Consider the following 23,328-nt stretch of genomic DNA (forward strand, 5'->3'; position numbering starts at 1 on the left):
AATTATATATTATTTCCCCAATTTTCTAATTCTTCTTCTGACCACAAATTCGGAAAGAAAATACGCCTTTGATATCTTGGATGCATATACTTTTTCCAGTCACTTCCTCCGGTTGCCTCTCCATCTCCTAAACCACTCTCAATGTAATGTCTTGCAGCATTATAATGTGCCATCACCCAAGTTACATTTACCGTATAATCGTAATGACGCATTGCTTTTACTAAGTCTTCGTCTTTTTGATCTTCTATTGGCAATTCTTTAAAACGTGTCCAAAGATTTTTGGTGTTATATTTTTCCATGAATCTTAAAAATTCATCTTTATAACGTTTTTCAAAATTAACTAAAAGTGTAGATTTTTTACCTGTGCTATGGTCTTTTCCTGCGGCTTGCCAATACAAATGCTCAAAGGCATGAGTGTATGGAGTATTTCTATCAATATTTGCTCTGAATCTATAATCAATTAAATTAATTAATTCGGTAGAAGCAAACTCAATAAGCCTGTATTGTGCACTTTGGAAACCACTTGCTGGAGTTAATGTATATCTAAACTTCATATACTGTTCTACCTCCATACCTTCTCTCATAATATTGAAAGAGGTAGTTAGCATATCGAAATAACGGCTAATTCGCATTATTTTATTTTCGAAGAAAACTACATTGAGATCTTCTTTTTCTGCTACTTGAGAAATTTCCCAAAGTATCATTTTAAATATAAGCTCATTAATTTGATGATAGGCTATAAACACCATCTCATCTGGCAACGTAGTACGTTGAATTTGAAGATTTAACAACGCATCAGTTTGTATATAATCCCAATATGTAATCGGCTTGCTGTATAGCAAGCCGTATAAATGGTCATCTGTATCTTGGTCTATTTTAACATACTTCTCTTGAAGTTGTTCTAAAATCTCATCGAAATTTGGTTGGTCTGACATAAATTAATTATCAAATACTATCGGAAAGTAATGCTTTAATCCTTTAAATTGCACTAAATCGGCACGTAGCGAACCAACTGCTAAATCTGCCTTTATTTTTAGTGGAATTTTATTTTTATCTGCGCTTACCCACAAAGTTAAACTTTCTTCTTCTTTAAAAACACGTCCTGCCATAACATATGGTCTAAATTTTAAAGACTTTACTTTTACTTTAGAGTCGTTAACATCTACTTTTATGGTTTCTTTACCTAAATATTTAAGTTTAAAACCATAGTTCTCTTCATCAAAAAACATATTGGTTTTTATTTCATCACCAATTTTCAATTCGTCTATATTTATGCTATTTCTTAAATAGTAATACATAGAAACCATATCCTGTACATCTTCTTCTGTGGCTATGGTTTTAACTTTTTTGTGCTTTTTGTTATTAACAACAGCTTTTTGCTCCTCATGATTAAACTCTATCTCAATATCTTTAGTATGCCCACCTTCATCAATCTTTCTTATAAACTTATATGGCGCACCAGTTTCTTTATCAAAATAGCTCTCGTAGCGGTCTCTAACTTTAAAAAACAAATTTACAGCTCCTGTTGTTTTACCTTTTCCAACAACATGATAAACGGTTTTACCATTAAGCTTCTTTTCATCAACTTTTAAAGTAGCTTCACCAGCTTTGAACCAACCACTATAGCTCATTTTAAACTTGAACCATTCACCAGACTGAAATGCAGGATCTTGTTCTGGGCTTGGAGCTTTAAGACTAACTAAAAAAACTAATATTGTAAGTATGTATTTCATAATTTCCGATTTGTAAATTTAAATAATGTAACTCAATTAACATGTTACATTTATCTTAATTACAATTACTATTCCAAATCTATTAAAACCCTGAAATACAAGCAAAAACCTTAGGTTAATTTATTGTTTATTCGATTTAGTGCTCACATTATCAATGTTTACCAACATTAGAGCAGAGCAAATCGATGTACAAACATATTGAAGTGATGATTTTTTATTAGCGCGTTTAGAAATAGGAATCTAAACGCGCTTTTTTTTACAATGTCCCTCTTTTTGCTTGTTCTCTTTCTATAGACTCAAACAAAGCTTTAAAGTTACCTGCACCAAAACCTCTTGCTCCCATTCGTTGGATGATTTCGAAGAATAGCGTTGGTCTATCTTCAACTGGCTTAGTAAAAATTTGAAGCAAATAACCTTCCTCATCAGCATCTATCATGATACCAAGTGATTTTAAGGTTTCAATATCCTCTCGTAATTCGTGACTAAACTCTTCTAATCGTCCTGGTACAGCTCTGTAATATTCTTCTGGCGGAATAGATAAAAACTCTACTCCTCGCTTACGCATTTCTGATACTGTTTTTATAATATCATCTGTTGCCACAGCTATATGCTGTACTCCTGGTCCTTCATAAAAATCTAAATATTCTTCAATTTGCGAACGCTTTTTACCTTCAGCCGGCTCGTTAATTGGGAATTTTATTCTTCCGTTGCCATTACTCATCACTTTACTCATTAATGCTGAGTATTCAGTATGAATTTGCTTATCATCAAACGATAAGAAATTGACGAAGCCCATAACATCTTCATACCATTTTACCCAAGTATTCATTTCTCCCCAACCAACATTACCTACCATATGGTCAACATATTTAAGACCTACTGGCTCTGGGTTATAATCTGATTCCCATTTTTCGAACTTAGGCATAAAAACTCCGTTGTAGTTTTTGCGCTCTACAAACATGTGCACTGTTTCACCATAAGTGTAAATTCCGGCTCTTACAACCTCTCCAAACTCATCGGTTTCCACCGTAGGTTCCATGTAAGACTTCGCACCTCGCTTAGTGGTTTCTTCGTAAGACTTACGTGCGTCTTCTACCCAAAGTGCTACAACTTTAACTCCATCTCCATGCTTCACGATATGATCGTTAATAGGATGCTTTGAATTCAAGGGAGTTGTTAATACTAATCTTATTTTATCTTGTTTTAAGACATAAGATACAGTGTCTTTACTTCCAGTTTCTAATCCTTTATAAGCAAAAGATTGAAAACCAAATGCTGTTTTATAAAAATGTGCTGCTTGTTTGGCATTACCTACATAAAATTCCACATAATCTGTTCCTAAAAGCGGAAGAAAATCTTGAGCTCCTTCAAAAATTTTTTCTAGACCGTATTCAACGGATTTTATTTCTTTTGACATCTTTTCTTTATTTATTATTCCTGTGACAACAGGAATCTATTTTGTTATTTTTTTTCTATAATGTTGTTCCTGCCTTACCAGGAATAACATTTTACTCCAGCCAAGATTTATAATAATCTTCGTCTGCTATTTTTAATGCGTCTTCTGTAACTTTTAATGGTTTAAAAGTATCTACCATTACCGCTAATTCATCTGTTTTTACTTTACCGATACTTCGTTCCATAGCACCTGGATGTGGACCATGAGGTATACCAGCAGGATGCAATGAAATATGGCCTGCTGCAATGTCGTTTCTACTCATAAAATCGCCATCAACGTAATACAGTACTTCATCACTATCTATATTACTATGGTTATATGGAGCTGGCACAGCCAATGGATGATAATCGTACAAACGTGGCACAAAGCTACACACCACAAAAGCATCAGTTTCAAACGTTTGGTGCACTGGTGGTGGTTGATGTACTCGACCTGTTATAGGCTCAAAATCGTGAATTGAAAATGCATACGGATAATTGTACCCATCGTAACCAACCACATCAAATGGATGCGACGCATATACCATTTCTATAATTTCGTCTTGCTTTTTTATTTTTATTAAAAAGTCACCAGACTCATTGTAAGTTTCTAATTCTTGTGGCTGGCGCAAATCGCGCTCACAAAATGGTGAGTGTTCTAATAACTGACCAAACCAATTTCGGTAACGTTTTGGAGTGTAAATTGGTCTGTAAGATTCTACAATGAATAAACGATTATCTTCGGTATCAAAATCCATTTTATAAATGATGCCTCTTGGTACTAATAAGTAATCTCCGTATTTAAAGTCTAGATTACCCAACATAGTACGCAACTTACCTGTGCCTTTGTGAACAAAGATAAGCTCGTCTGCATCTGTGTTTTTATAAAAATAATCTCTTGTAGATTCTTTTGGCGCAGCTAGTATAATGTTACAATCGCTATTAGTTAAAACTACTTTTCTACTATCTAAATAATCGTTTTCTGGTTTTACTTTAAACCCATGAAAACGATACGATTGCATGTTATTTGCTTTAGCAACTTTTGGAGCTACACTATATTGGTTTCTTATTTCTTTTACTTGAGTTGGTCTTTGCTCATGGTAACTATTGGTTGACATACCATCAAAACCTATAGTACCGAATAACTGTTCGTAGTAAAAATCGCCATTTGGTTTTTTAAACTGTGTATGGCGCTTTGGTGGAATTTTTCCTAATTTATGGTAAAAAGGCATTTTGTTTTTATTTAATTGTTGATTTGTTTATTCGTTTAATTAACGTAAACGAACAACGTCTTAAAGGTACAAAAATTAAGAGATTTCTAGTTTAACAGAAAAAACAAAAAGTGCGTATTTATTCTGGATTCCTTTTGATAAGGAAGTGTAAATGAAGTTTTAAGTTTTCCCAGAATGGTTTCATGTATTTTATTTTATTGTCCTATAGAGGACAAATGCTGTTTGCTTATATATATTTCATGAAAAATGAAATAATAAAAAAAGCTCGGATCATAATGTTACAAAGTTTATAAAATTTAATTTAAAACCAAAACCCTAGATTAAAAAACCAGTAATCTTCACCTGTGTCTGGCGAATAGGTATATTTAGCTTCTAATGGCCCTATAAAAGTCTCTAAAGAATACCCTAAGGCATAACCTGTATAATCTGGAGACGTAAGCCAGTTGCCAGTTTCAAACAATCCGTTTTCTACATTGGCGTAATTTGCAGCAAGTGTAATATGATGATTTTTTAACCATTCGTAATCTAAAGTAAAACAGGCTTTTACAAAACTATCTCCAGTAATATCTACAAAATCATAGCCATAAAAATTATAAAAATTATTTATAAAATTATTGGCATAGCCACCTAACGCAAAATCTAATGTTGTTGTTGAAGCTTCTCCAATTCTAAAACCACCACTTGTTTCGGTCTTAAGCGCCACTTTTTTACTAAAACTAAAAGCATAACCAAGATCTGCTTTAGCTATAGAAAAGGGCTCAAAACCTGAAATAAAATCTGATGCATTTAGATACCAGTGAAAATCACCGCTAAAATACGCACCACTTTTAGGGAAAATTGGATGACTGTAACTGTCATATTTTAACTTTCCGAACACACTGAAATAATCTGTGTTTTCAAAAATAAAATCATCTTCTTGGTTTTCTGACAATAGTGTTTCCGAAGTTATTTTTAATCGTTTATGCTCTGCACCTATGCGCAACGAGAAGTCTTTTCTAAAAAGCGTTTGTATGTATATTTGATTTGTAAAATCCTGAAGTGAAACATCTATTTTATTTAAATTATCTAAAAGCGGTGAACTTTCCTCTAAAGCCAATTGAGGATTTATCTTTTTATCAAATTGATTAAAACGAGACTTTATACCTAGGCTTACATAGAAACCTTTGTCTATAAAATAATCAAAATTGAATCTAGAATTATCACCTAGAATAATATCTAGAGATGCTATATCATTGTCTAACAACAATCTTTTCTTTGTAAGATTTGCTAAAATAGCACTCTTATATAAGTCATCGTAATGTATCCCGAGTTTTAAAAATGTGGTAGCTTCTGACTCTTTAATTCTCCCTTTTAACCTATATTTATTAACACTGTCGGCTGGCTCCAATTGATATCTAAAGGTTTCAAAATTATTAGTTGCGATAATATTATTTATTCGCTCTTTAAAATCTTCATAGCTTACGGTTTCATTTCCTCTTAGTTTTAATTTCCCTAGAAGATATGCTCTTGTATAACGCTCATTACCGTCAATATCTATTGACTCAATTTTTATACTATCTATGATTTTTAAATAAGGACGATTAACTGTATCGCTTTGAGAAATTCTTATTTTGTTTAGTGCGTCAATATTATCCTGTGCGGCTGCTTCTCCATTAGCAATAATATCCTCTCCTTCATCAAAGGAAAGCACTGAAAAGTTAGCAATATCTGGTTTAATATATATATCTGCCATTGAAGCTTTATCCTTCATGGCATTAATAGTTCTAAAGTTATTAATCTGCAATAATATTTCTGGCGCAGTCTTTAAAGCCTCTCTATCTCTTAAATCATCCTGAACATCTACACCAATAATAATGTCCATTCCTTTAGCCTTTAATTCTTCAATAGGAAAATTGTTGGTCACTCCTCCATCTATTAAAATTTTATCGCCTATAGTTACTGGTTGAAAAATAGAAGGTAGTGCACCACTAGCCGTTACAGCTTCAGCCAACCTACCTTTATCCAAAATTAAAGACTCACCAGTTTCAATATTGGTTGCCATACAGAAAAACGGAATTGGCAACTTTTCAAAATCCCTAACCTCATTTACTGGAAGCATGAGTTGATACAACAAATTGTATACATTTTGACCTCTTGACAAACCTGAAGGTAGTTTAATTTTAAAATTATCGAACGGTAAGTTTATAGCATACTTTTCTTCGCTTTCTCGCTCATAAAAAGACTTAGCCTCCCTCGGAAACTCATCATTGATAAGCTCATCAAAATCTACTGTATTGAATAAATCCTCTAACTGCTGCCCTGAATAACCCGAAGCATACAACGACCCAATTATGGCTCCCATACTTGTACCAGCAACATAGTCTATCTTAATTCCTAAACTATCTATTACCTTTAAAACACCTATGTGCGCAAATCCTTTTGCTCCACCTCCACTTAGAACCAAACCTATTTTTGGCGCTTCGGTTTCTTGGGCATTTACGCTGTTGTTCCAAAAGAATATTTGAAATAGCAGAAATGTAAAGATGCTAGCTTTAAAAAAATATGTTAGGGAATTTTTCAACTTATTCTTTATGATAATAATTATAAACTTTACTTGCGCGAGACACTCCAACCACAGCTTCTAACTCATCTAGCTTTGCATTGGCAATTCGTTTTACGGTTTTGAACTGTTTCATCAGGTCTATAATGGTTTGTTCACCAACACCAGGAATGTTTTCTAATTCGGTTTTTAAAGCGCCTTTGCTTCGTCTATTTCTATGATGTTCTATACCAAAACGATGCGCTTCGTTTCTTAATTGCTGAATGATTTTTAGTGTTTCGCTTTTTTTATCTAAATATAAGGGAATTGGATCATCTGGATAAAATAATTCTTCTAAACGTTTCGCAATTCCGATAATAGCTATTTTTCCTCTTAAACCTAAGATATCAAGACTCTTTAAAGCAGATGATAGTTGCCCTTTACCTCCATCTATAATAATAAGTTGTGGTAGCGGTTCATCTTCATCTAGCAAACGTTTGTATCTCCTGTAAACCACTTCTTCCATAGATGCAAAATCATCTGGACCTTCAACCGTTTTTATATTAAAATGCCTATAATCTTTTTTACTTGGCTTTCCATTTTTAAAAACCACACAAGCTGCTACTGGATTTGTACCTTGTATGTTAGAATTATCAAAACATTCGATATGTCTTGGCTCTTCAGACAAACGCAAATCAGCTTTCATTTGCGCCATTATTCTGTTGGCATGCCTATCTGGATCTACAATTTTTATTTGCTTCAGCTTATCAATTCTATAATACTTGGCATTACGCTCAGACAGATCTAAAATGCTTTTTTTATCACCAAGTTTTGGCACTGAAACTTTAATATCTTCACCTAAATCTACCTTAAATGGCACAAAAATTTCTTTAGAATTTGAATTGAAACGCTGCCGTATTTCTGTAATGGCAATTTCTAGAAGTTCTTTATCTGTTTCCTGTAGTTTTTTCTTTAGTTCTAAGGTGTGCGACCTTATAATGGAACCATAACTTAATTGCAAAAAATTGATGTAAGCATATGTTTCGTCACTAACTATTGAGAACACATCCACATTGCTAATTTTTGGATTTACAATTGTAGACTTGGCTTGATAATTTTCTAATATTTCGAGTTTTTCTTTAATTTTTTGAGCGTCTTCAAACTGCATAGCTTCAGCATACATTTTCATCTGCGCTCTAAACTGCTGTAATGAGTCCTTAAAATTCCCTTTCAATATCTCGCGTATAGCAACAATATTAGCATGATATTCTTCTTCTGTTTCATAGCCTTCACAAGCACCTTTACAATTTCCAAGATGATATTCTAAACAGACCTTATATTTTCCATCTTCAATTTTGGCTTCAGACAAATCGTAATTACAAGTCCGTAATTGATACAAACCTTTAATTAAACCTAGTAAGGTTTTTACGGTTTTCATACTGGTATAGGGTCCAAAATATTCTGAGCCATCCTTAATAACACGCCGAGTTGGAAACACTCTGGGAAACCGTTCTTTTTTTACACAAATCCAAGGATATGATTTATCATCCTTAAGCATTACATTGTACTTGGGTTTGTATTTTTTTATGAGGTTATTTTCTAGCAGCAAAGCATCATTCTCAGTTTCTACAACAATGTGCTTTATAGAAGCTATATTTTTCACCAAAACACGTGTCTTTCCATAATCGTGATTTTTGGTAAAATAACTACTTACTCTTTTCTTAATATCCTTCGCCTTTCCTACATAAATTAGCTTATTGTCTGCATCAAAATATTGATAGACTCCAGGTTGGTGTGGTAGTGTTTTTATCTGTATGTCTAAGGTAGTTTTTGGCATTATTTCAAAGGTAACAATTCATTAAAGTAATTATGTATTTTGAATTAACTTTATGACTATCTTGCGCCACTTTTTTAAAATATAAAATACACTATGAAGAAAGTTTTGGGACGTGTTGATAAAATAGACTTCCCTCAATTACATCTCAGCAATATTGATGTAAAAATAGATACTGGTGCATACACCTCAGCCATACACTGTTCTAAAATTAAAGAAGAGGATGGTAAACTTTTTTGCACTTTTGAAAGTAAAGGTCATCCCAACTTTAATGGCAAAGAGGTCATTTTTGAAAATTACTCCTTTACAGACGTTAAAAGTAGTAACGGTCATAAAGAAAATCGTTATAAAATTAAAACTACTGCTATATTCTTTGGAAAAAGCTATAAGATTAACTTAACTTTAAGCACTAGAGACGATATGAAATTTCCGGTCTTAATTGGTCGTCAATTTTTAAAGCAAAAATTCATAGTCGATGTTGACTTAGAAAACCAATCGTTTAAACACACTGCTAATGAACATTGTCATTCTTTCGCGTAACTCTCAGTTGTATTCTACACAACGTTTAATTGAAGAAGCTGAAAATAGAGGTCACGAAGTAGAGGTTATAGATCCTCTAAAATGCGATATTATTATAGAAAAGGAGAAACCAACCATTTTCTATAAAGACAGGTACCTAGACTATGTAGATGCTGTAATTCCTCGCATTGGTGCTTCGGTAACTTTTTATGGTTGTGCTGTAGTGAGGCAGTTTGAAATGATGAATGTCTTTACAACTGTAACATCTGATGCGATTATACGAAGTAGAGATAAACTGCGTAGTTTTCAACGATTATCTAAGGCAGGTATAGGTATGCCTAAAACTGTTTTTACAAACTACTCAAGAGATGTTGAAGAAGTTTTAGACCATGTTGGCGGACCACCTGTAATTATAAAATTACTTGAAGGTACTCAAGGCCTTGGAGTTGTTTTGGCAGAATCTAAAAATGCTGCAGAGTCTGTACTAGAAGCTTTTAACGGGCTACAAGCCAGAGCATTGGTACAAGAATTTATTGCAGAAGCAAAAGGTGCAGATTTAAGAGCATTAATTGTAGACGGACAAGTTGTTGGCGCTATGAAACGCCAAAGTAAAGAAGGGGAATTTAGATCAAATTTACACAGAGGCGGTAAAGCCAATTTAATCAAGCTTTCTGAAGACGAATTAAAACTAGCCATAAAAGCTGCGCGCGCCTTAAAACTTCCCGTTTGTGGTGTTGATATGCTACAATCTGCAAGAGGACCATTAATTATGGAAGTTAATTCTACACCAGGACTGGAAGGCATAGAAGGTGCTACTCAAAAAAATATAGCAAGGGCAATTATCACTTTCATAGAACGTAACCGAAAATAGATGAGTGAAAAGGAAGTTCTAAATATATTAGGTAAAAAGGTGGCATTAGGTGAAAGTGCTAAGGTAAGTTTTAATGTAGCCAAACTACACACCCAAAACACCATTGATGTTCCTGTTATTATTGAACGTTCTAAAAAACCTGGCCCAACAGTTTTAATTACTGCAGGTATTCACGGAGATGAAGTTAATGGCGTTGAAGTTGTTCGTCAAATCATTTCTAAAGGCATTAATAAACCTAAGAAGGGAACTATTATTTGTATTCCGGTAATTAATGTATTCGGATTTATACATATGGACAGGGAATTTCCAGATGGTAGAGATTTAAACCGAGTTTTCCCTGGCGCTAAAACAGGTTCATTAGCAAGTAGAGTTGCTCATAAGCTAATGACAGAGATTGTGCCGCATGCCGATTTAGTTTTAGATTTTCATACTGGTGGAGCTGACCGTTTTAATGCTGCGCAAATACGTATTATTAAAAACGAAGTTGTCTTAGACGAACTTGCCCAAGTCTTTGGAGCTCCTATTATCTATTATTCTAAAAACCTTAAAAAATCCTTTAGAAACACCTGTTACAAACTCGGCATACCAATGCTTTTATTTGAAGGTGGAAAATCATTTAACATCGATAATACTGTTACCAATACTGGCGTCAATGGGATAAAACGTATCCTAAATCATCTAGGGATGCTAAACAGCAAATTCAAAGTTTCAAAACCCAAGAAAAGCTGTATCAAAATCATAGACAGCAAATGGATTAGAGCCAATCATTCTGGTATGTTTAAGGCTGTTATAGACGTTAATACCCTAGTTAAAAAAGGAGATGTTTTAGGGCATATTACCGATCCTTATGGTAGTTTTAATCATTTTGTAAAAGCACCAAATAACGGCTATATTTTTAATGTCAATGAATCTCCAATTATCTACCAAGGAGATGCTATTTTTCATATTTCCACAAAGCTACAGCAATGACAAAATCTGAGCTTCGTAAAAAATATAAAGCTTTACGAAAATCGCTTAGCATAGACCAAGCTGATGATTTTAGTCTTGCTATTGCAAATCAATTATTACAACTTGATATTTGGGATAAATCCTTCTATCATATTTTTTTAAGCATTGAAGAACAAAAGGAAATCAATACCGAGTATATCTTAAATATTCTCGCAGGAAAAGATAAAAACATAGTGATTTCTAAAAGTAATTTTGAAAATCTCTCCTTGACACATTACTTACTTACCGACAGTACTAGAATTAAGAAAAATCATTATAATATTCCTGAACCTATCGATGGTATAGAAATTAATTCTTCACAAATTGAAGTTGTATTCGTACCGCTTTTAGCTTTTGATAAAACTGGAAACCGAGTAGGTTATGGCAAAGGTTTTTATGACAGGTTTTTAAGTGAATGTAAACCCGAAACTATAAAAATTGGGTTATCGTTTTTTGAAGTTGAAGAGGAAGTTTTTGAAACAGACGATAATGATGTTAGTTTAGATTATTGTGTGACTCCAAATCGGGTTTATCAATTTTAGAGCTTTCTTTAAAAGCCTTCTTATTAAACACAATTAAAATACCGATTCCTGTGCTTATAGCAACATCAGCAACATTAAAAACAGGATCAAAAAATGAGAAGTACTTACCACCTATTAACGGCAACCATTCTGGCAAAATACCACTCCAAATTGGGAAGTGAAGCATGTCTACCACATTACCATAAAACACACCTGCATAACCTCCACCTTCAGGAAAAAACTCAGCCACTTGCATATGGCTATCACTAAATAAAACACCGTAAAAAACTGAATCTAATATATTACCCAAAGCACCAGCAAATATTATAGAGATAGCAAATATTAATGTTTTAGACTTCTTCTTTTTCGTAACATCTACCAACCAAAATCCAATGCCTGTAACAGCTACAATTCTAAAAAGCGTTAAAATAAGTTTTGCAGATTTATCTGAAATAAAAGTAAAGAAATCGCTCAGTTTGGTTCCCCAAGCCATACCATCATTCTCCACAAAAGCAATTTTAAACCATGAAAACACAGTAACATCTTCATTTAACGCAAAATGGGTTTTAATATAAATCTTACTGATTTGATCAACCAGTAAAATAAGAATGATAATAATTGAGGCTTTCTTTAACGACATAATAAAAAAGCTTTGAATACAATCCAAAGCTTAGGTTTTCTTCATAAAATTCTGAAACAGAATTTCTCTTTATTTCTGCATATTCTTAGCTTCGATGCTAAGTGTTGCATGAGGCACTAACTTTAAGCGCTCCTTATTGATTAATTTTCCGGTAACACGGCAAACACCATACGTTTTATTCTCAATACGAATAATAGCATTCTTTAAGTCTCTAATAAACTTTTCTTGACGAATTGCCAATGCTGAGTTTGCTTCTTTACTCATTGTTTCACTTCCTTCTTCAAAAGCTTTGAACGTTGGAGACGTATCATCTGTACCATTGTTATGGTCGTTCATATAAGCACTTTTTATCAATTCTAAATCGTGCTCAGCTTTATCAATTTTATCTTGAATTAAAACTCTAAATTCTTCTAAATCCTTGTCTGAATATCTATTTTTCGTATCTGTTGCCATAGTTTTTTAATGTTTTTGAATGAATAACTTAGTATTAACTTCATCGAAAGCAATTTCTATACCATCATTTAAATTATCCATTAATTGTAATTCTTCGGTTAAGGTCTCCGACTTAATATAATCTTCGTTTGAAGCAATTGCTGCTGCAACTTGTGCATCATTTTGAAGTTGTACATCTATGCGATCTGTAACTTCAAACCCAGAATCTTTACGTAAATTTTGAATACGGTTTACGAGCTCACGTGCAATACCTTCTTTACGCAGTTCTTCTGTAATTGTAACATCTAAAGCTACTGTTAAAGCACCTTCATTTGCAACAAGCCATCCTTCAATATCTTGAGATGTAATCTCTACATCATCAAGTCCCAAATTAATGTTTTTTCCGTTAATTTCAACGTCTAAATTTCCGTTTTGCTCGATTTTTTTAATATCATCAGCCGAAAATGTACTTATCGCACTAGCAATCAACTTCATATCCTTACCAAAACGAGGCCCTAAAGCTTTGAAATTCGGTTTTATTTGCTTCACTAAAATATCTGAAGCATCCTCTAAAAGTTCTATTTCCTTTATGTTTACTTCGTGTTTAATTAAATCTTCAACCGCTTTTATTTCTTCCTTTTGTTGTTGATTATCAACAGGAATCATTATTTTTTGAAGTGGCTGACGAACTTTAATTTTCTCTTTAGCTCTCAACGACAATACTAATGAAGATATTGTCTGCGCATTCTCCATTTTTCGTTCAAGTACTTTATCAATAGCACTCTCATCTGCTTTAGGGAATTCCGCTAAATGAACACTTTCAAAACCTTCTTTTTGTGTTACTGCATTAAGATCTAAATATAAACGATCCATAAAGAATGGCGCAATTGGCGCACCAAGCTTAGCTATGGTTTCCATACAAGTATACAGCGTTTGATATGCTGAAATTTTATCCGCTTGGTAATCACCTTTCCAGAAACGTCTTCTACTTAAACGCACATACCAGTTACTTAGATAATCTTGTGTAAAGTCTGAAATAGCTCTCGCTGCCTTTGTAGGCTCATAATCGGCATAATATTCGTCTACTTTTTGAATTAAGGTATTTAATTCAGATAAAATCCAACGGTCTAATTCTGGTCTTTCTTCAAGTGGAATATCTGCTTCTTCATATTTAAAACCATCTAAATTGGTATATAAACTGAAGAATGAATAGGTATTGTAAAGCGTTCCGAAGAACTTACGTTTTACCTCTTCTACACCTTCAATATCAAACTTTAAGTTATCCCAAGGGTTGGCATTACTAATCATATACCAACGTGTTGCATCGGCTCCATGATTGGCCAAAGTTTCAAACGGATCTACAGCATTACCTAAACGCTTAGACATTTTCTGACCATTCTTATCTAAAACCAATCCGTTAGATACTACATTTTTGTATGCCACAGAATCGAAAACCATTGTTCCGATAGCGTGCAATGTGTAGAACCAACCACGTGTTTGGTCTACACCTTCGGCAATAAAGTCTGCTGGATAAGCTTCTTTATTATCTATCAGGTTCTTATTTTCAAAAGGGTAATGCCATTGTGCATATGGCATAGAACCTGAATCGAACCAAACGTCTATCAAATCACTTTCACGCTTCATTGGTTTCCCTGAAGGAGATACTAAAACGATTTTGTCTACAACGTTTTTATGAAGATCTATTTTTTCGTAATTGGCTTCGGACATGTTACCGACTTCGAAGTCTGCAAATATATCCTCAGACATTACACCAGCTTCAAGGGCTTTTGCTATTTCACTTTTTAGTTCTTCAACAGAACCTATGCATAATTGTTCTTTACCGTCTTCAGTTCTCCAAATTGGTAATGGAATTCCCCAAAAACGTGAACGTGACAAGTTCCAATCGTTAGCGTTAGCCAACCAATTGCCAAAACGTCCTTCACCTGTTGATTTAGGTTTCCAGTTTATGGTTGTATTTAACTCGTGCATTCTACCTTTTACGTCGGTTACTTTGATAAACCAAGAATCTAACGGATAGTATAAAATTGGCTTATCTGTTCTCCAACAATTTGGGTAGCTGTGCTTATATTTTTCAACCTTAAAGGCTTTGTTTTCAATTTTTAATTTAATGGCAAGCTCTACATCTACAGATTTTTCTGGTGCTTCACCATCATCATAGTATTCGTTCTTTACGTACTTGCCTGCAAATTCTCCCATTTCTGGTCTAAAACGACCTTGTAAGTCTACCAATGGCACCAAATTACCGTTCTCATCCTTAACCAACATTGGAGGCACTTCTGGTGTCGCTTGTTTTGCCACCAAGGCATCATCTGCACCAAAAGTTGGCGCTGTGTGTACAATACCTGTACCATCTTCAGTCGTAACAAAATCTCCAGAAATGACTCTAAACGCATTTTCAGGATTATCATTTGGCAAAGCATAATCTAACAATTGCTCGTACTTAATGCCAACTAAATCTTTTCCTTTGAATTCTTTAACGACATAGAACGGAATCTTTTTGTCTCCTTCCTTGAATTCAATAAGTTCTGGTTTGGTTTCTACTTGCTTATACTTTCCATCGAATTGCTTACCAACAAGACTTTTTGCCAAAACCACATTCATTGGTTTGAATGTATACTGGTTGTAGGTTTCAACTAAAACATAATCAATCTTTGGTCCGACCGTTAATGCTGTGTTACTTGGTAAGGTCCAAGGTGTGGTCGTCCAAGCTAAGAAGAAAATATCACCTTCATCTTGAAGAAAATCTGGTAATGTTTCTGCTATGGCTTTAAACTGCGCAACAATCGTTGTGTCTGTAACATCTTGGTAGGTTCCTGGTTGATTTAGCTCGTGCGAACTTAAACCTGTACCTGCTTTTGGAGAATATGGCTGAATGGTATAGCCTTTGTACAACAACTTCTTGTCATAGATTTGCTTTAGCAACCACCAAACGCTCTCCATGTATTTGGATTTATAGGTAATGTACGGATTGTCCATATCTACCCAATAACCCATTTTTTTGGTAAGATCGTTCCAGATGTCAGTATAACGCATTACGGCTTTTTTACAAGCTTCGTTATACTCTTCAACCGTAATTTTAGTTCCAATATCTTCTTTGGTAATGCCTAATTCTTTTTCAACACCCAACTCTACTGGCAAACCGTGTGTATCCCAACCTGCTTTACGCTTCACTTGGAAACCTTTCATTGTTTTGTAACGTGGAAAGATGTCTTTTATAGCACGTGCTAAGACGTGGTGCACACCTGGCAAACCGTTGGCAGATGGTGGTCCTTCAAAAAACACGTAAGGCTCTTTGCCTTCTCTGGTCGTTACACTTTTTTCGAAGATATTATTAGCTTCCCAATAGCTGTTGATGTCTTCAGCAACTTTTGGCAAGTTAAGTCCTTTATATTCAGGGAACTTTGTACTCATTATTCGCATTTCTTTTCGAGGTGCGAAATTAAGGATTTTTTAGTAAAAATCCGTTGAGATTATTGAAAACAAAAGGCTATCCCATTATCTAATGAAATAGCCTTAGTCTTTATTGATTTTTGAATCTTATTTTACAATGATTTTTTTTGTTAAAGTAGTGTTGGTTGCGGTCATTAGGTTTATGATATATGTCCCTGATGTAAAACCTTGCAAATCATATTCATTATAAGAACCTTCATAACCAACAGTACTATATACTGATTGACCCAACATATTTATGACTTCTATTCTCTTTATGTCTTCATTATTTGGATTCATCACTACAATCTTATTTCTATTCATAGCATAATAACATTTTATGCCATCAAAATCTGTGTCCTCAACTGATAGGGTTTCAGATTCATTTTGAAAAACAATTTCTAGTCTATCATTAAATCCGCCTGCTTCTGATAAAAACTCATAAGGTCCATTATCTCTTAAATTATGATATGTATTTGTAAGGTTATCTTTTAGATAAATATCTTGATCATCTGAAATATTCTCCAACTGTGTAAGCTTAATGGTATAGCTATATGTACCTGAAGCCTGTAACGCAAGAGGCACAACTTTATCATCAGTTATTGACTCATATGCCTGTATAGTACAATAGTCGCTATTCATCAACAAATTGAGATCATCATCATTCATTACTGTATTTTTAGCATCGTAACCATAATCATATTCATCTGATGTAAAATCACTAAATCCTAATAATAATTCTCTTCTTGTCTGTGGTCCATCTACAGAATTGAATTCTAATCGGATTTTTTGCATAAGATTATCCTCAGAATCTGTGTTTGTTTGTTCTGTAGATGCTTGCTGGTTTGGATTACCTCTAAAAAATACAGAACCTGAGTTGTAAGATCCATCTGCATCTGATTCTTTTACGAATATGCGTTGATCGTTATTAAAAACAACATTACCATCTGCTATAACTTCTACAATAAATCCCTGAGAAACTGGCAAATACCTAGATGGAGTTTTGGTACCATTCTGATTTCCATTAGTTTCCCCTTCTATGCCCACAAATTGGTATGCTCTAACAGAACCTAACTTATTAACTTCAGCATAGCCACCATTATATTCATCTAAGAGATGAGAACTCCCACTCCATTGTTGCCAAAGCTGAATGGTTCCACTAATTATACCTGCATTATCATCTATAAACTTGTGAATATCTAGTGCAGATGGGTAAGGATTTCCTAAAAGATAATCTGTTTTTGAAACTGCCGGAACAGAACCATTTCCTCCTACATCAGTTACGTTTACCAGAATAGTTCCATTATTTGGTTTTCCTTCAAAAATATATTGTTGTTCAGCATCTGAAATTCCGGTTCCTTTTTGTGTATAGCCTATACCTGGACTTATTAAATCATTTTCATTAAAGGATTGCCAGTCGTAATACGTTACACCACTAAGATATTTGTATAACCAATATCTACTGATTTTTCCTGTTTGATTATACGCATTGGTAAATTGAAAACTTGAGCCATCTTGTTTTTTCAGCATGTTTAAACTGAAACCTGTATTATTTGAATTATTTGTCGCTAAATTATTGTCTGAATATGTTGTAGCGCTAACGGAACCAACAGGTGATGACCAATAGTTATACCAATAAGCACTAGAAGCTCCCTCTTGTCTTCTCTTTAGTTTCCCGGTTGATGAAGTAACTAAATCGCTTTTTATGCCTTGAAGTAATTGCGAGTCACCTTTTAAGTCTAATATTCCATAAAGACCCAAGAACCATGTATTATTTATAACATTGTCTTCTTCAACATTCAAAACCCCATTTTCTTTAATTATTAAACCAGAACTAGTGAAAGATTCAGACAATGTAATTTCGTTATCAATCTCAACAATACCCCAATCTTTTATACTACTTAAGTTTGTTATATCCCACATATCTCCATGCCTCCATGTATCATCAGAAGACCAATTACCATCTTGTTTTGTATTATATGGCAATGGTGCAGATTGAAAATATATCTTTTTAACATTATACAATACCGCTCCTGAGGACTCATCTATTGCAGGAGTCACTTTATTATCAAGAACATCATCTTTAAAAGAGTCCATTTTATAGTAGCGGATTAGATTGTTTCCTATATTGTTCTCAGAAATCTCTTTAGGTATTATTTTACCTTTATTAAAGTTCTGGTTCTCATCTAATTCTTGATATACAATTTTTTGAATTTCTTCTTCAGATAAGTTAGTGTTGAATACCCTAACTTCATCTATTTGACCTTTAAAATACTGTTGTTGACCAGAACCATAAGGTTTTCTTCCTATTCTATAGATTGAATTATTAGAGTAAGGAATGTTACCGGAAGCATCATTTCCAGAGGCTACTTTTTCTCCATTGATAAATATTTTTAATCTTTCTTCTGAAGCTGCACCATCATAAACCACTGCTACATGAGCCCATGTATTATATTCTAATTTTGACGAAGATGGCACTTGAATAAATGAATCATCAGAAGTGTAAAATCTAACTTTTCTAGCAGCATTAACAGATACCCAGAGATTTTCCTGACCCATTATAACACCCTTTGAGTTAAAATCAGAATCAATTTTTACCCAAGCCATTTGAGTAACCTTCGACAGACCCTGAACAACATTAGCTGCTTCTTCTACATAATCATTTCTGCCATCAAAATATAGACTGTAAGAACCATTTTCTAAATCTCTTGGTGAGCCAAAAAGCGAATTGTTACTATCAAAATTATCTAATATACCATCACCATCTGTATCTGACGAACCATCTATCTTTCCATCATTATTAGCGTCTAAGTAAGAATAAATTGTATTACCTATATCACTTCCGTTAGATATATTATTACTTGCATCATTACTAAATAAATCAAGATAGTCTGGTATACCATCATCATCTGTATCAACTGGTAGAGCATAATTTAATGTACCATGACCTATATTATCATCTAGCAGAGGAAGTATTCCATCTCCATCCTGATCATTTTCAATAATTTCACTGTTAAAACTCATGTAATCTTGTCCTTCACCTACTCCATCTCCAGAAACATCCATATCTCCTAATCCATCATATTCTACATTATCAAAAACACCATCATTATCACTATCTAAATCTACAAAATCTGGGACTCCATCACCATCTGAGTCAATTAGCTCAATATTTTCATAAGCATCATGTACTCCATTTCCATTAACATCTGACCAAGGATTAGAAGAATCACCATATACAGTAGCATCAAAATTATCATCTATAAGACCTAATTCAACAATATTAGGAATACCATCATTATCATTATCTAAATCTAAAATATCTGCAACACCGTCGCCATCTAAATCGCAAAGTGTTTGTTTAACAAAAACATCATCAATAGCCAAATCATTACCTATACCTCCTAAATTAGCATTACTCAATTCTACTGTGAACTCTGTAAAACTAGTAGTGAAGCTAGCACTAACCTCAACCCAATCTCCGGCAGCACTTGTAGGCTGAATTAAACCTGAGGTTTCTGAAATTATAACATTACCATTAGGATCGTAAATTGTAATAACAACTTCTGGCCTAATCCTAGAAGCTACTCCTGGTGCATCATCTCTATCTATATTAATCGCATAAAACCCAAACTGAACTGGTACATTTGGTGTAGCACCAACGATAGATTGACCGTAAAACACTCCTGGTTCTGCTGTAGCATTGAATATCGCCATTCTTCCATTTATATCACCAGGCGTATGGTCTTCTCCTGCATACCAATAATCTTCAGCCCAACTTGCAATATCTACATCAATACCGTCATTAACACCATTATTATTTGTTATTATATGATGAACTGTATAATCACCATCATTAACACTAGTTGAATTATAATTAGAGGAGCATGAACCTGTACCATCTTCATAACAGTAAGACGTTGTTACACCAGAGTAATTGCCATTTATTTCTACCCTATTCGTACCTGAACCAAATGTTTCATTTAAGAAAACAACATCTGTTGTAGTTGATGATGAATTGGCATTACACAAAGCACTTTCAACACTATCTAAAACACCATCATTATCATCATCAAGATCAATGATATCTGGCACACCATCACCATCTGTATCTTTTGATGTATTGCTTCCCTGGCCTTGTACCATGAAAGAAAATGGGTTTTCATCAGAATCATTAGAGTTAATAACAACTTCCGTCGAAATTGTAGCTATTGAAGAAGGGTCAAACTCAATAATAAAGCTTGTAGATTCACCGTATGCCAAAACAGTTTCTGATGGTTGGCTGATTATCGTAAAATCTGAAGATCCATTTAAAGATACATATGGAGAAACCAACGTAAGATCGGAATTACCTTCATTAAAGATTTCAAATGTTCTTTGAATTCCACCAGAATTTATATCATAAGCTCCAAAATCAGTAAAATTTGTTTCGGTAGCAGTTGTATCTCCATTCAAAATCGAATTACTATTACCAAACAATGCAATATCTGGTTCACTTGCAGAAGAAGAAACAAAATTTATTAAATAATCTTCAACTTCACCATTGGTCCATTGATAGTCACAAGACGTAAAACCTGTACCTGTAGCACCTATAACACCAATGCGTATTTTAGACAAAACTTCATCTGCTGTACTTGGTATCGGAATACTTATAGGAACCGTTACTGTTTTATTTCCGCTAACGTTGTTACTATCTTGAAACGTAAATAAATGTCGTTCACCTGCATCTTCAAAATCATCATCTGAATTCTCATTAAAATTTAACCAAACAGCAACAGTATTGCTATTGGTGTTCCATCCATTCAAAGTCACTGTAACATTACCAGATAAAGTCTCTCCTACAGGAATATCAACAGGAGAAATACCAGAGTAATATGTAAAACCACCTGTATTTCCTGAACTATTATTGTTAATACCTGCCACTGAAACATTTGAAATGTAAAGTGTGTTATAGTTATTTACATTTATTGGATCACAGAATACTGGTACAGAGTCCGTAGGAGAACCAACACCTGAGCCTTCAACAAAATTTACATTATAATCCTCTACTTCACCAGCCTGCCAATCATAATCACAAGACGAGAAGTTTGTAGCAGTGCCTGTCCTCATGCCAACACGCATCCTAGACAATCCATTTTGAACATTTGATGGAATAGGAATACTAATAGGCACAGTCACATTTTTCTTTCCACCAGTATTATTAGTGTCTTGAAAAGTGAACAAAAAGCGCTCTCCACTATCCTCAAAATCATCATCCTCTTCTGTATTGAAATTTAACCAAACTACAATTGTATTAGTACTTGTATTCCATCCGTCAATTTTTACTTTAACAGTTCCTGTTAATGTTTCTCCTGCAACTATATCTGTCGGCGAAACGTTTGAATAGTAGTTGTAAGCGCCTGTAGGCCCACCGCTACTTTTGTTAATAGCACCTATTGATACATTAGAAATGTAATTGGTATTGTAGTTATTAATATTTACTGGAGTACAGTACTGTGCATGTAAGTTTGAAAAAAACAAAGCATTAAACAACAGCAAAAAACAGGTTAAGGGTGTTTTTGAAGTTTTCATAGGTCAAGATAATGGCGTCCAGGACAAGACTTTGAGGGGCAGAACTATCCTTTACATTAGCAAAAAATTATTAACATTTTTTAATAACGGGAGCAATTATAGAAATAAAAAAATTAATAAACTAATAAAAATGGTATTTTTTATCGATTAAATGCTTTATTAATCCGATTAAATACTTTTTTTGTCAGAAAAATAAAACATAAAACACTATGAATCAGATTATAAAGTTTGTTAGATCTTCTATCTTAGAAATTAATTGAATTTTGATTGTAGTGTTTTTTATACTTAACTTATTGTATTTGGACACAAAAATGGTAGTAAAACCAAGCTTTTCAGCTTCTAAAATACGTTGTTCTATGCGTTGTACTGGTCTTATTTCTCCTGATAAACCAACTTCAGCGGCAAAACAATAATCACTTGGTAAAGCCACATCTTCATTTGATGATAAAATTGAAGCCACAACTGCTAAATCTATTGCTGGGTCATCTACTGTAATTCCGCCTGTGATATTTAAAAAGACATCTTTTGCTCCCAATCTAAAACCTGCTCTTTTTTCTAAAACAGCTAAGAGCATATTTAAACGCTTAGCATTAAAACCAGTTGCTGAACGTTGTGGTGTACCATAAACTGCTGTGCTTACTAATGCTTGCACTTCTATCATTAATGGTCGCAACCCTTCTAAAGTCGCTGCAATAGCATTACCAGATAGTTCGCCATCTTTTTCAGAAATTAAAATCTCTGAAGGGTTAGAGACTTCGCGCAAACCAGAACCTTGCATTTCATATATACCAAGCTCATTGGTAGATCCAAATCGGTTTTTGTGTGCTCTTAAAATTCTAAACACATGGTTACGATCACCTTCAAACTGTAAAACCGTGTCTACCATGTGCTCTAAAATCTTTGGACCAGCAATATTACCATCCTTGGTGATGTGACCAATTAAAAGTACTGGTGTTGTTGTTTCCTTAGCATATTTTATTAGCTCTGTAGTGCATTCTTTTATTTGAGAAATACTTCCTGCTGAAGATTCTATATAATCGCTATGTAAAGTTTGAATAGAATCTATAATAACCAAATCTGGCTCTAAAGCTTCTATTTGCTTAAAGATGTTTTGAGTTTTTGTTTCGGTAAGAATGTAGCAATTATTCTCTTTTGGGTTAATACGCTCAGCACGCATTTTAATTTGCTTCTGACTTTCTTCGCCTGAAACATAAAGGGTTTTGTAAGGTAAACTCAATGCTACCTGAAGCAACAATGTACTTTTACCAATACCAGGTTCACCACCTAAGAGCGTTAATGAGCCTTGTACCATTCCACCTCCAAGTACACGATTAAATTCTGCATCTTGCATGTTTAATCTTGCTTCTTGAGCAGTATCTATTTCGTTTATTTTTAAAGGCTTAGATACACGCTTAGTTGTTGCAGAACTAGATTTCCAATCGCTTTTTTCTGGTTTTTGAATAACTTCTTCGGCAATAGTGTTCCATTGTTTACAAGAATTGCATTGTCCTTGCCATTTAACATATTGCGCACCGCAATTTTGACAAAAAAAAGTTGTTTTTACTTTAGCCATTAACTCTTACTCC

The 23,328-nt window shown here is 33.9% G+C and carries 15 protein-coding genes; 4 read left to right on the forward strand and 11 right to left on the reverse strand.

Annotation, left to right across the window (positions count from 1 at the left end; genetic code table 11):
- Window positions 1-2: 2 nt before the first annotated feature.
- From MST30_RS04300 to uvrC, 6 genes are all read right to left on the reverse strand, one after another.
- A complete protein-coding gene (locus MST30_RS04300) occupies window positions 3-935 on the reverse strand; it encodes a tryptophan 2,3-dioxygenase family protein (RefSeq protein ID WP_243473173.1) in 933 nt (310 codons plus the stop codon).
- 3 nt (window positions 936-938) lie between these two features.
- Entirely contained in the window at window positions 939-1,733 is a 795-nt protein-coding gene (locus MST30_RS04305; protein ID WP_243473174.1) for a DUF3108 domain-containing protein, read from the reverse strand.
- 256 nt (window positions 1,734-1,989) lie between these two features.
- Window positions 1,990-3,150, reverse strand: a complete 1,161-nt coding sequence (gene hppD, locus MST30_RS04310) for a 4-hydroxyphenylpyruvate dioxygenase (RefSeq protein WP_243473175.1) — start codon at window positions 3,148-3,150, stop codon at window positions 1,990-1,992.
- A gap of 91 nt (window positions 3,151-3,241) precedes the next feature.
- A complete protein-coding gene (locus MST30_RS04315) occupies window positions 3,242-4,399 on the reverse strand; it encodes a homogentisate 1,2-dioxygenase (RefSeq protein WP_243473176.1) in 1,158 nt (385 codons plus the stop codon).
- A 301-nt stretch (window positions 4,400-4,700) separates the two neighbouring features.
- A complete protein-coding gene (locus MST30_RS04320; protein ID WP_243473177.1) occupies window positions 4,701-6,959 on the reverse strand; it encodes a patatin-like phospholipase family protein in 2,259 nt (752 codons plus the stop codon).
- A 1-nt stretch (window position 6,960) separates the two neighbouring features.
- Window positions 6,961-8,754, reverse strand: a complete 1,794-nt coding sequence (gene uvrC / locus MST30_RS04325) for an excinuclease ABC subunit UvrC (protein WP_243473178.1) — start codon at window positions 8,752-8,754, stop codon at window positions 6,961-6,963.
- 93 nt (window positions 8,755-8,847) lie between these two features.
- On the opposite strand from uvrC, the gene MST30_RS04330 reads away from it, so the two are divergent.
- The 4 genes from MST30_RS04330 to MST30_RS04345 are packed head-to-tail and all read left to right on the forward strand — an operon-like array spanning window position 8,848 to window position 11,670.
- Window positions 8,848-9,291, forward strand: a complete 444-nt coding sequence (locus tag MST30_RS04330; protein WP_243473179.1) for an ATP-dependent zinc protease family protein — start codon at window positions 8,848-8,850, stop codon at window positions 9,289-9,291.
- Window positions 9,266-10,141 (forward strand): 30S ribosomal protein S6--L-glutamate ligase, encoded by an 876-nt coding sequence (rimK, locus tag MST30_RS04335; RefSeq protein WP_243473180.1) that lies wholly within the window; start codon window positions 9,266-9,268, stop codon window positions 10,139-10,141. The genes MST30_RS04330 and rimK overlap by 26 nt, the downstream gene beginning before the upstream one ends.
- On the forward strand, window positions 10,142-11,110 hold the full coding sequence (locus MST30_RS04340; protein WP_243473181.1) for a succinylglutamate desuccinylase/aspartoacylase family protein: 969 nt from the start codon (window positions 10,142-10,144) through the stop codon (window positions 11,108-11,110).
- Window positions 11,107-11,670, forward strand: coding sequence for a 5-formyltetrahydrofolate cyclo-ligase (locus MST30_RS04345; RefSeq protein ID WP_243473182.1), 564 nt, complete (start codon window positions 11,107-11,109; stop codon window positions 11,668-11,670). Before MST30_RS04340 ends, MST30_RS04345 begins: the two co-directional genes overlap by 4 nt.
- Here the strand turns inward: MST30_RS04345 and MST30_RS04350 are convergent.
- The 5 genes from MST30_RS04350 to radA all read right to left on the reverse strand — a co-directional run bounded on the left by MST30_RS04350 (window position 11,624) and on the right by radA (window position 23,315).
- Window positions 11,624-12,289: a lipoprotein signal peptidase gene (locus MST30_RS04350; RefSeq protein ID WP_243473183.1), complete on the reverse strand. Its 666-nt coding sequence runs from the start codon at window positions 12,287-12,289 to the stop codon at window positions 11,624-11,626. The two genes, MST30_RS04345 and MST30_RS04350, sit on opposite strands and share 47 nt — an antisense overlap.
- Window positions 12,290-12,358: 69 nt before the next feature.
- On the reverse strand, window positions 12,359-12,742 hold the full coding sequence (locus MST30_RS04355; protein ID WP_076619677.1) for a TraR/DksA family transcriptional regulator: 384 nt from the start codon (window positions 12,740-12,742) through the stop codon (window positions 12,359-12,361).
- Window positions 12,743-12,748: 6 nt separating this feature from the next.
- A complete protein-coding gene (ileS, locus tag MST30_RS04360; RefSeq protein ID WP_243473184.1) occupies window positions 12,749-16,153 on the reverse strand; it encodes an isoleucine--tRNA ligase in 3,405 nt (1,134 codons plus the stop codon).
- Between the two features lie 126 nt (window positions 16,154-16,279).
- The gene (locus tag MST30_RS04365; protein WP_243473185.1) at window positions 16,280-21,742 is read right to left on the reverse strand and encodes a DUF8693 domain-containing protein; all 5,463 of its coding nucleotides are present in this window, start codon (window positions 21,740-21,742) and stop codon (window positions 16,280-16,282) included.
- Window positions 21,743-21,956: 214 nt separating this feature from the next.
- A complete protein-coding gene (gene radA / locus MST30_RS04370; RefSeq protein WP_243473186.1) occupies window positions 21,957-23,315 on the reverse strand; it encodes a DNA repair protein RadA in 1,359 nt (452 codons plus the stop codon).
- Between the last annotated feature and the right edge of the window lie 13 nt (window positions 23,316-23,328).

The sequence above is a fragment of the Winogradskyella sp. MH6 genome (assembly GCF_022810765.1).
Lineage (GTDB): Bacteria > Bacteroidota > Bacteroidia > Flavobacteriales > Flavobacteriaceae > Winogradskyella.

Coding starts and splice junctions, on each gene's coding strand:
- MST30_RS04300 (WP_243473173.1), bottom strand. CDS start 935: ATGTCAGACCAACCAAATTTCGATGAGATTTTAGAACAACTTCAAGAG.
- MST30_RS04305 (WP_243473174.1), bottom strand. CDS start 1,733: ATGAAATACATACTTACAATATTAGTTTTTTTAGTTAGTCTTAAAGCT.
- hppD (WP_243473175.1), bottom strand. CDS start 3,150: ATGTCAAAAGAAATAAAATCCGTTGAATACGGTCTAGAAAAAATTTTT.
- MST30_RS04315 (WP_243473176.1), bottom strand. CDS start 4,399: ATGCCTTTTTACCATAAATTAGGAAAAATTCCACCAAAGCGCCATACA.
- uvrC (WP_243473178.1), bottom strand. CDS start 8,754: ATGCCAAAAACTACCTTAGACATACAGATAAAAACACTACCACACCAA.
- MST30_RS04330 (WP_243473179.1), top strand. CDS start 8,848: ATGAAGAAAGTTTTGGGACGTGTTGATAAAATAGACTTCCCTCAATTA.
- rimK (WP_243473180.1), top strand. CDS start 9,266: ATGAACATTGTCATTCTTTCGCGTAACTCTCAGTTGTATTCTACACAA.
- MST30_RS04340 (WP_243473181.1), top strand. CDS start 10,142: ATGAGTGAAAAGGAAGTTCTAAATATATTAGGTAAAAAGGTGGCATTA.
- MST30_RS04345 (WP_243473182.1), top strand. CDS start 11,107: ATGACAAAATCTGAGCTTCGTAAAAAATATAAAGCTTTACGAAAATCG.
- MST30_RS04350 (WP_243473183.1), bottom strand. CDS start 12,289: ATGTCGTTAAAGAAAGCCTCAATTATTATCATTCTTATTTTACTGGTT.
- MST30_RS04355 (WP_076619677.1), bottom strand. CDS start 12,742: ATGGCAACAGATACGAAAAATAGATATTCAGACAAGGATTTAGAAGAA.
- ileS (WP_243473184.1), bottom strand. CDS start 16,153: ATGAGTACAAAGTTCCCTGAATATAAAGGACTTAACTTGCCAAAAGTT.
- MST30_RS04365 (WP_243473185.1), bottom strand. CDS start 21,742: ATGAAAACTTCAAAAACACCCTTAACCTGTTTTTTGCTGTTGTTTAAT.
- radA (WP_243473186.1), bottom strand. CDS start 23,315: ATGGCTAAAGTAAAAACAACTTTTTTTTGTCAAAATTGCGGTGCGCAA.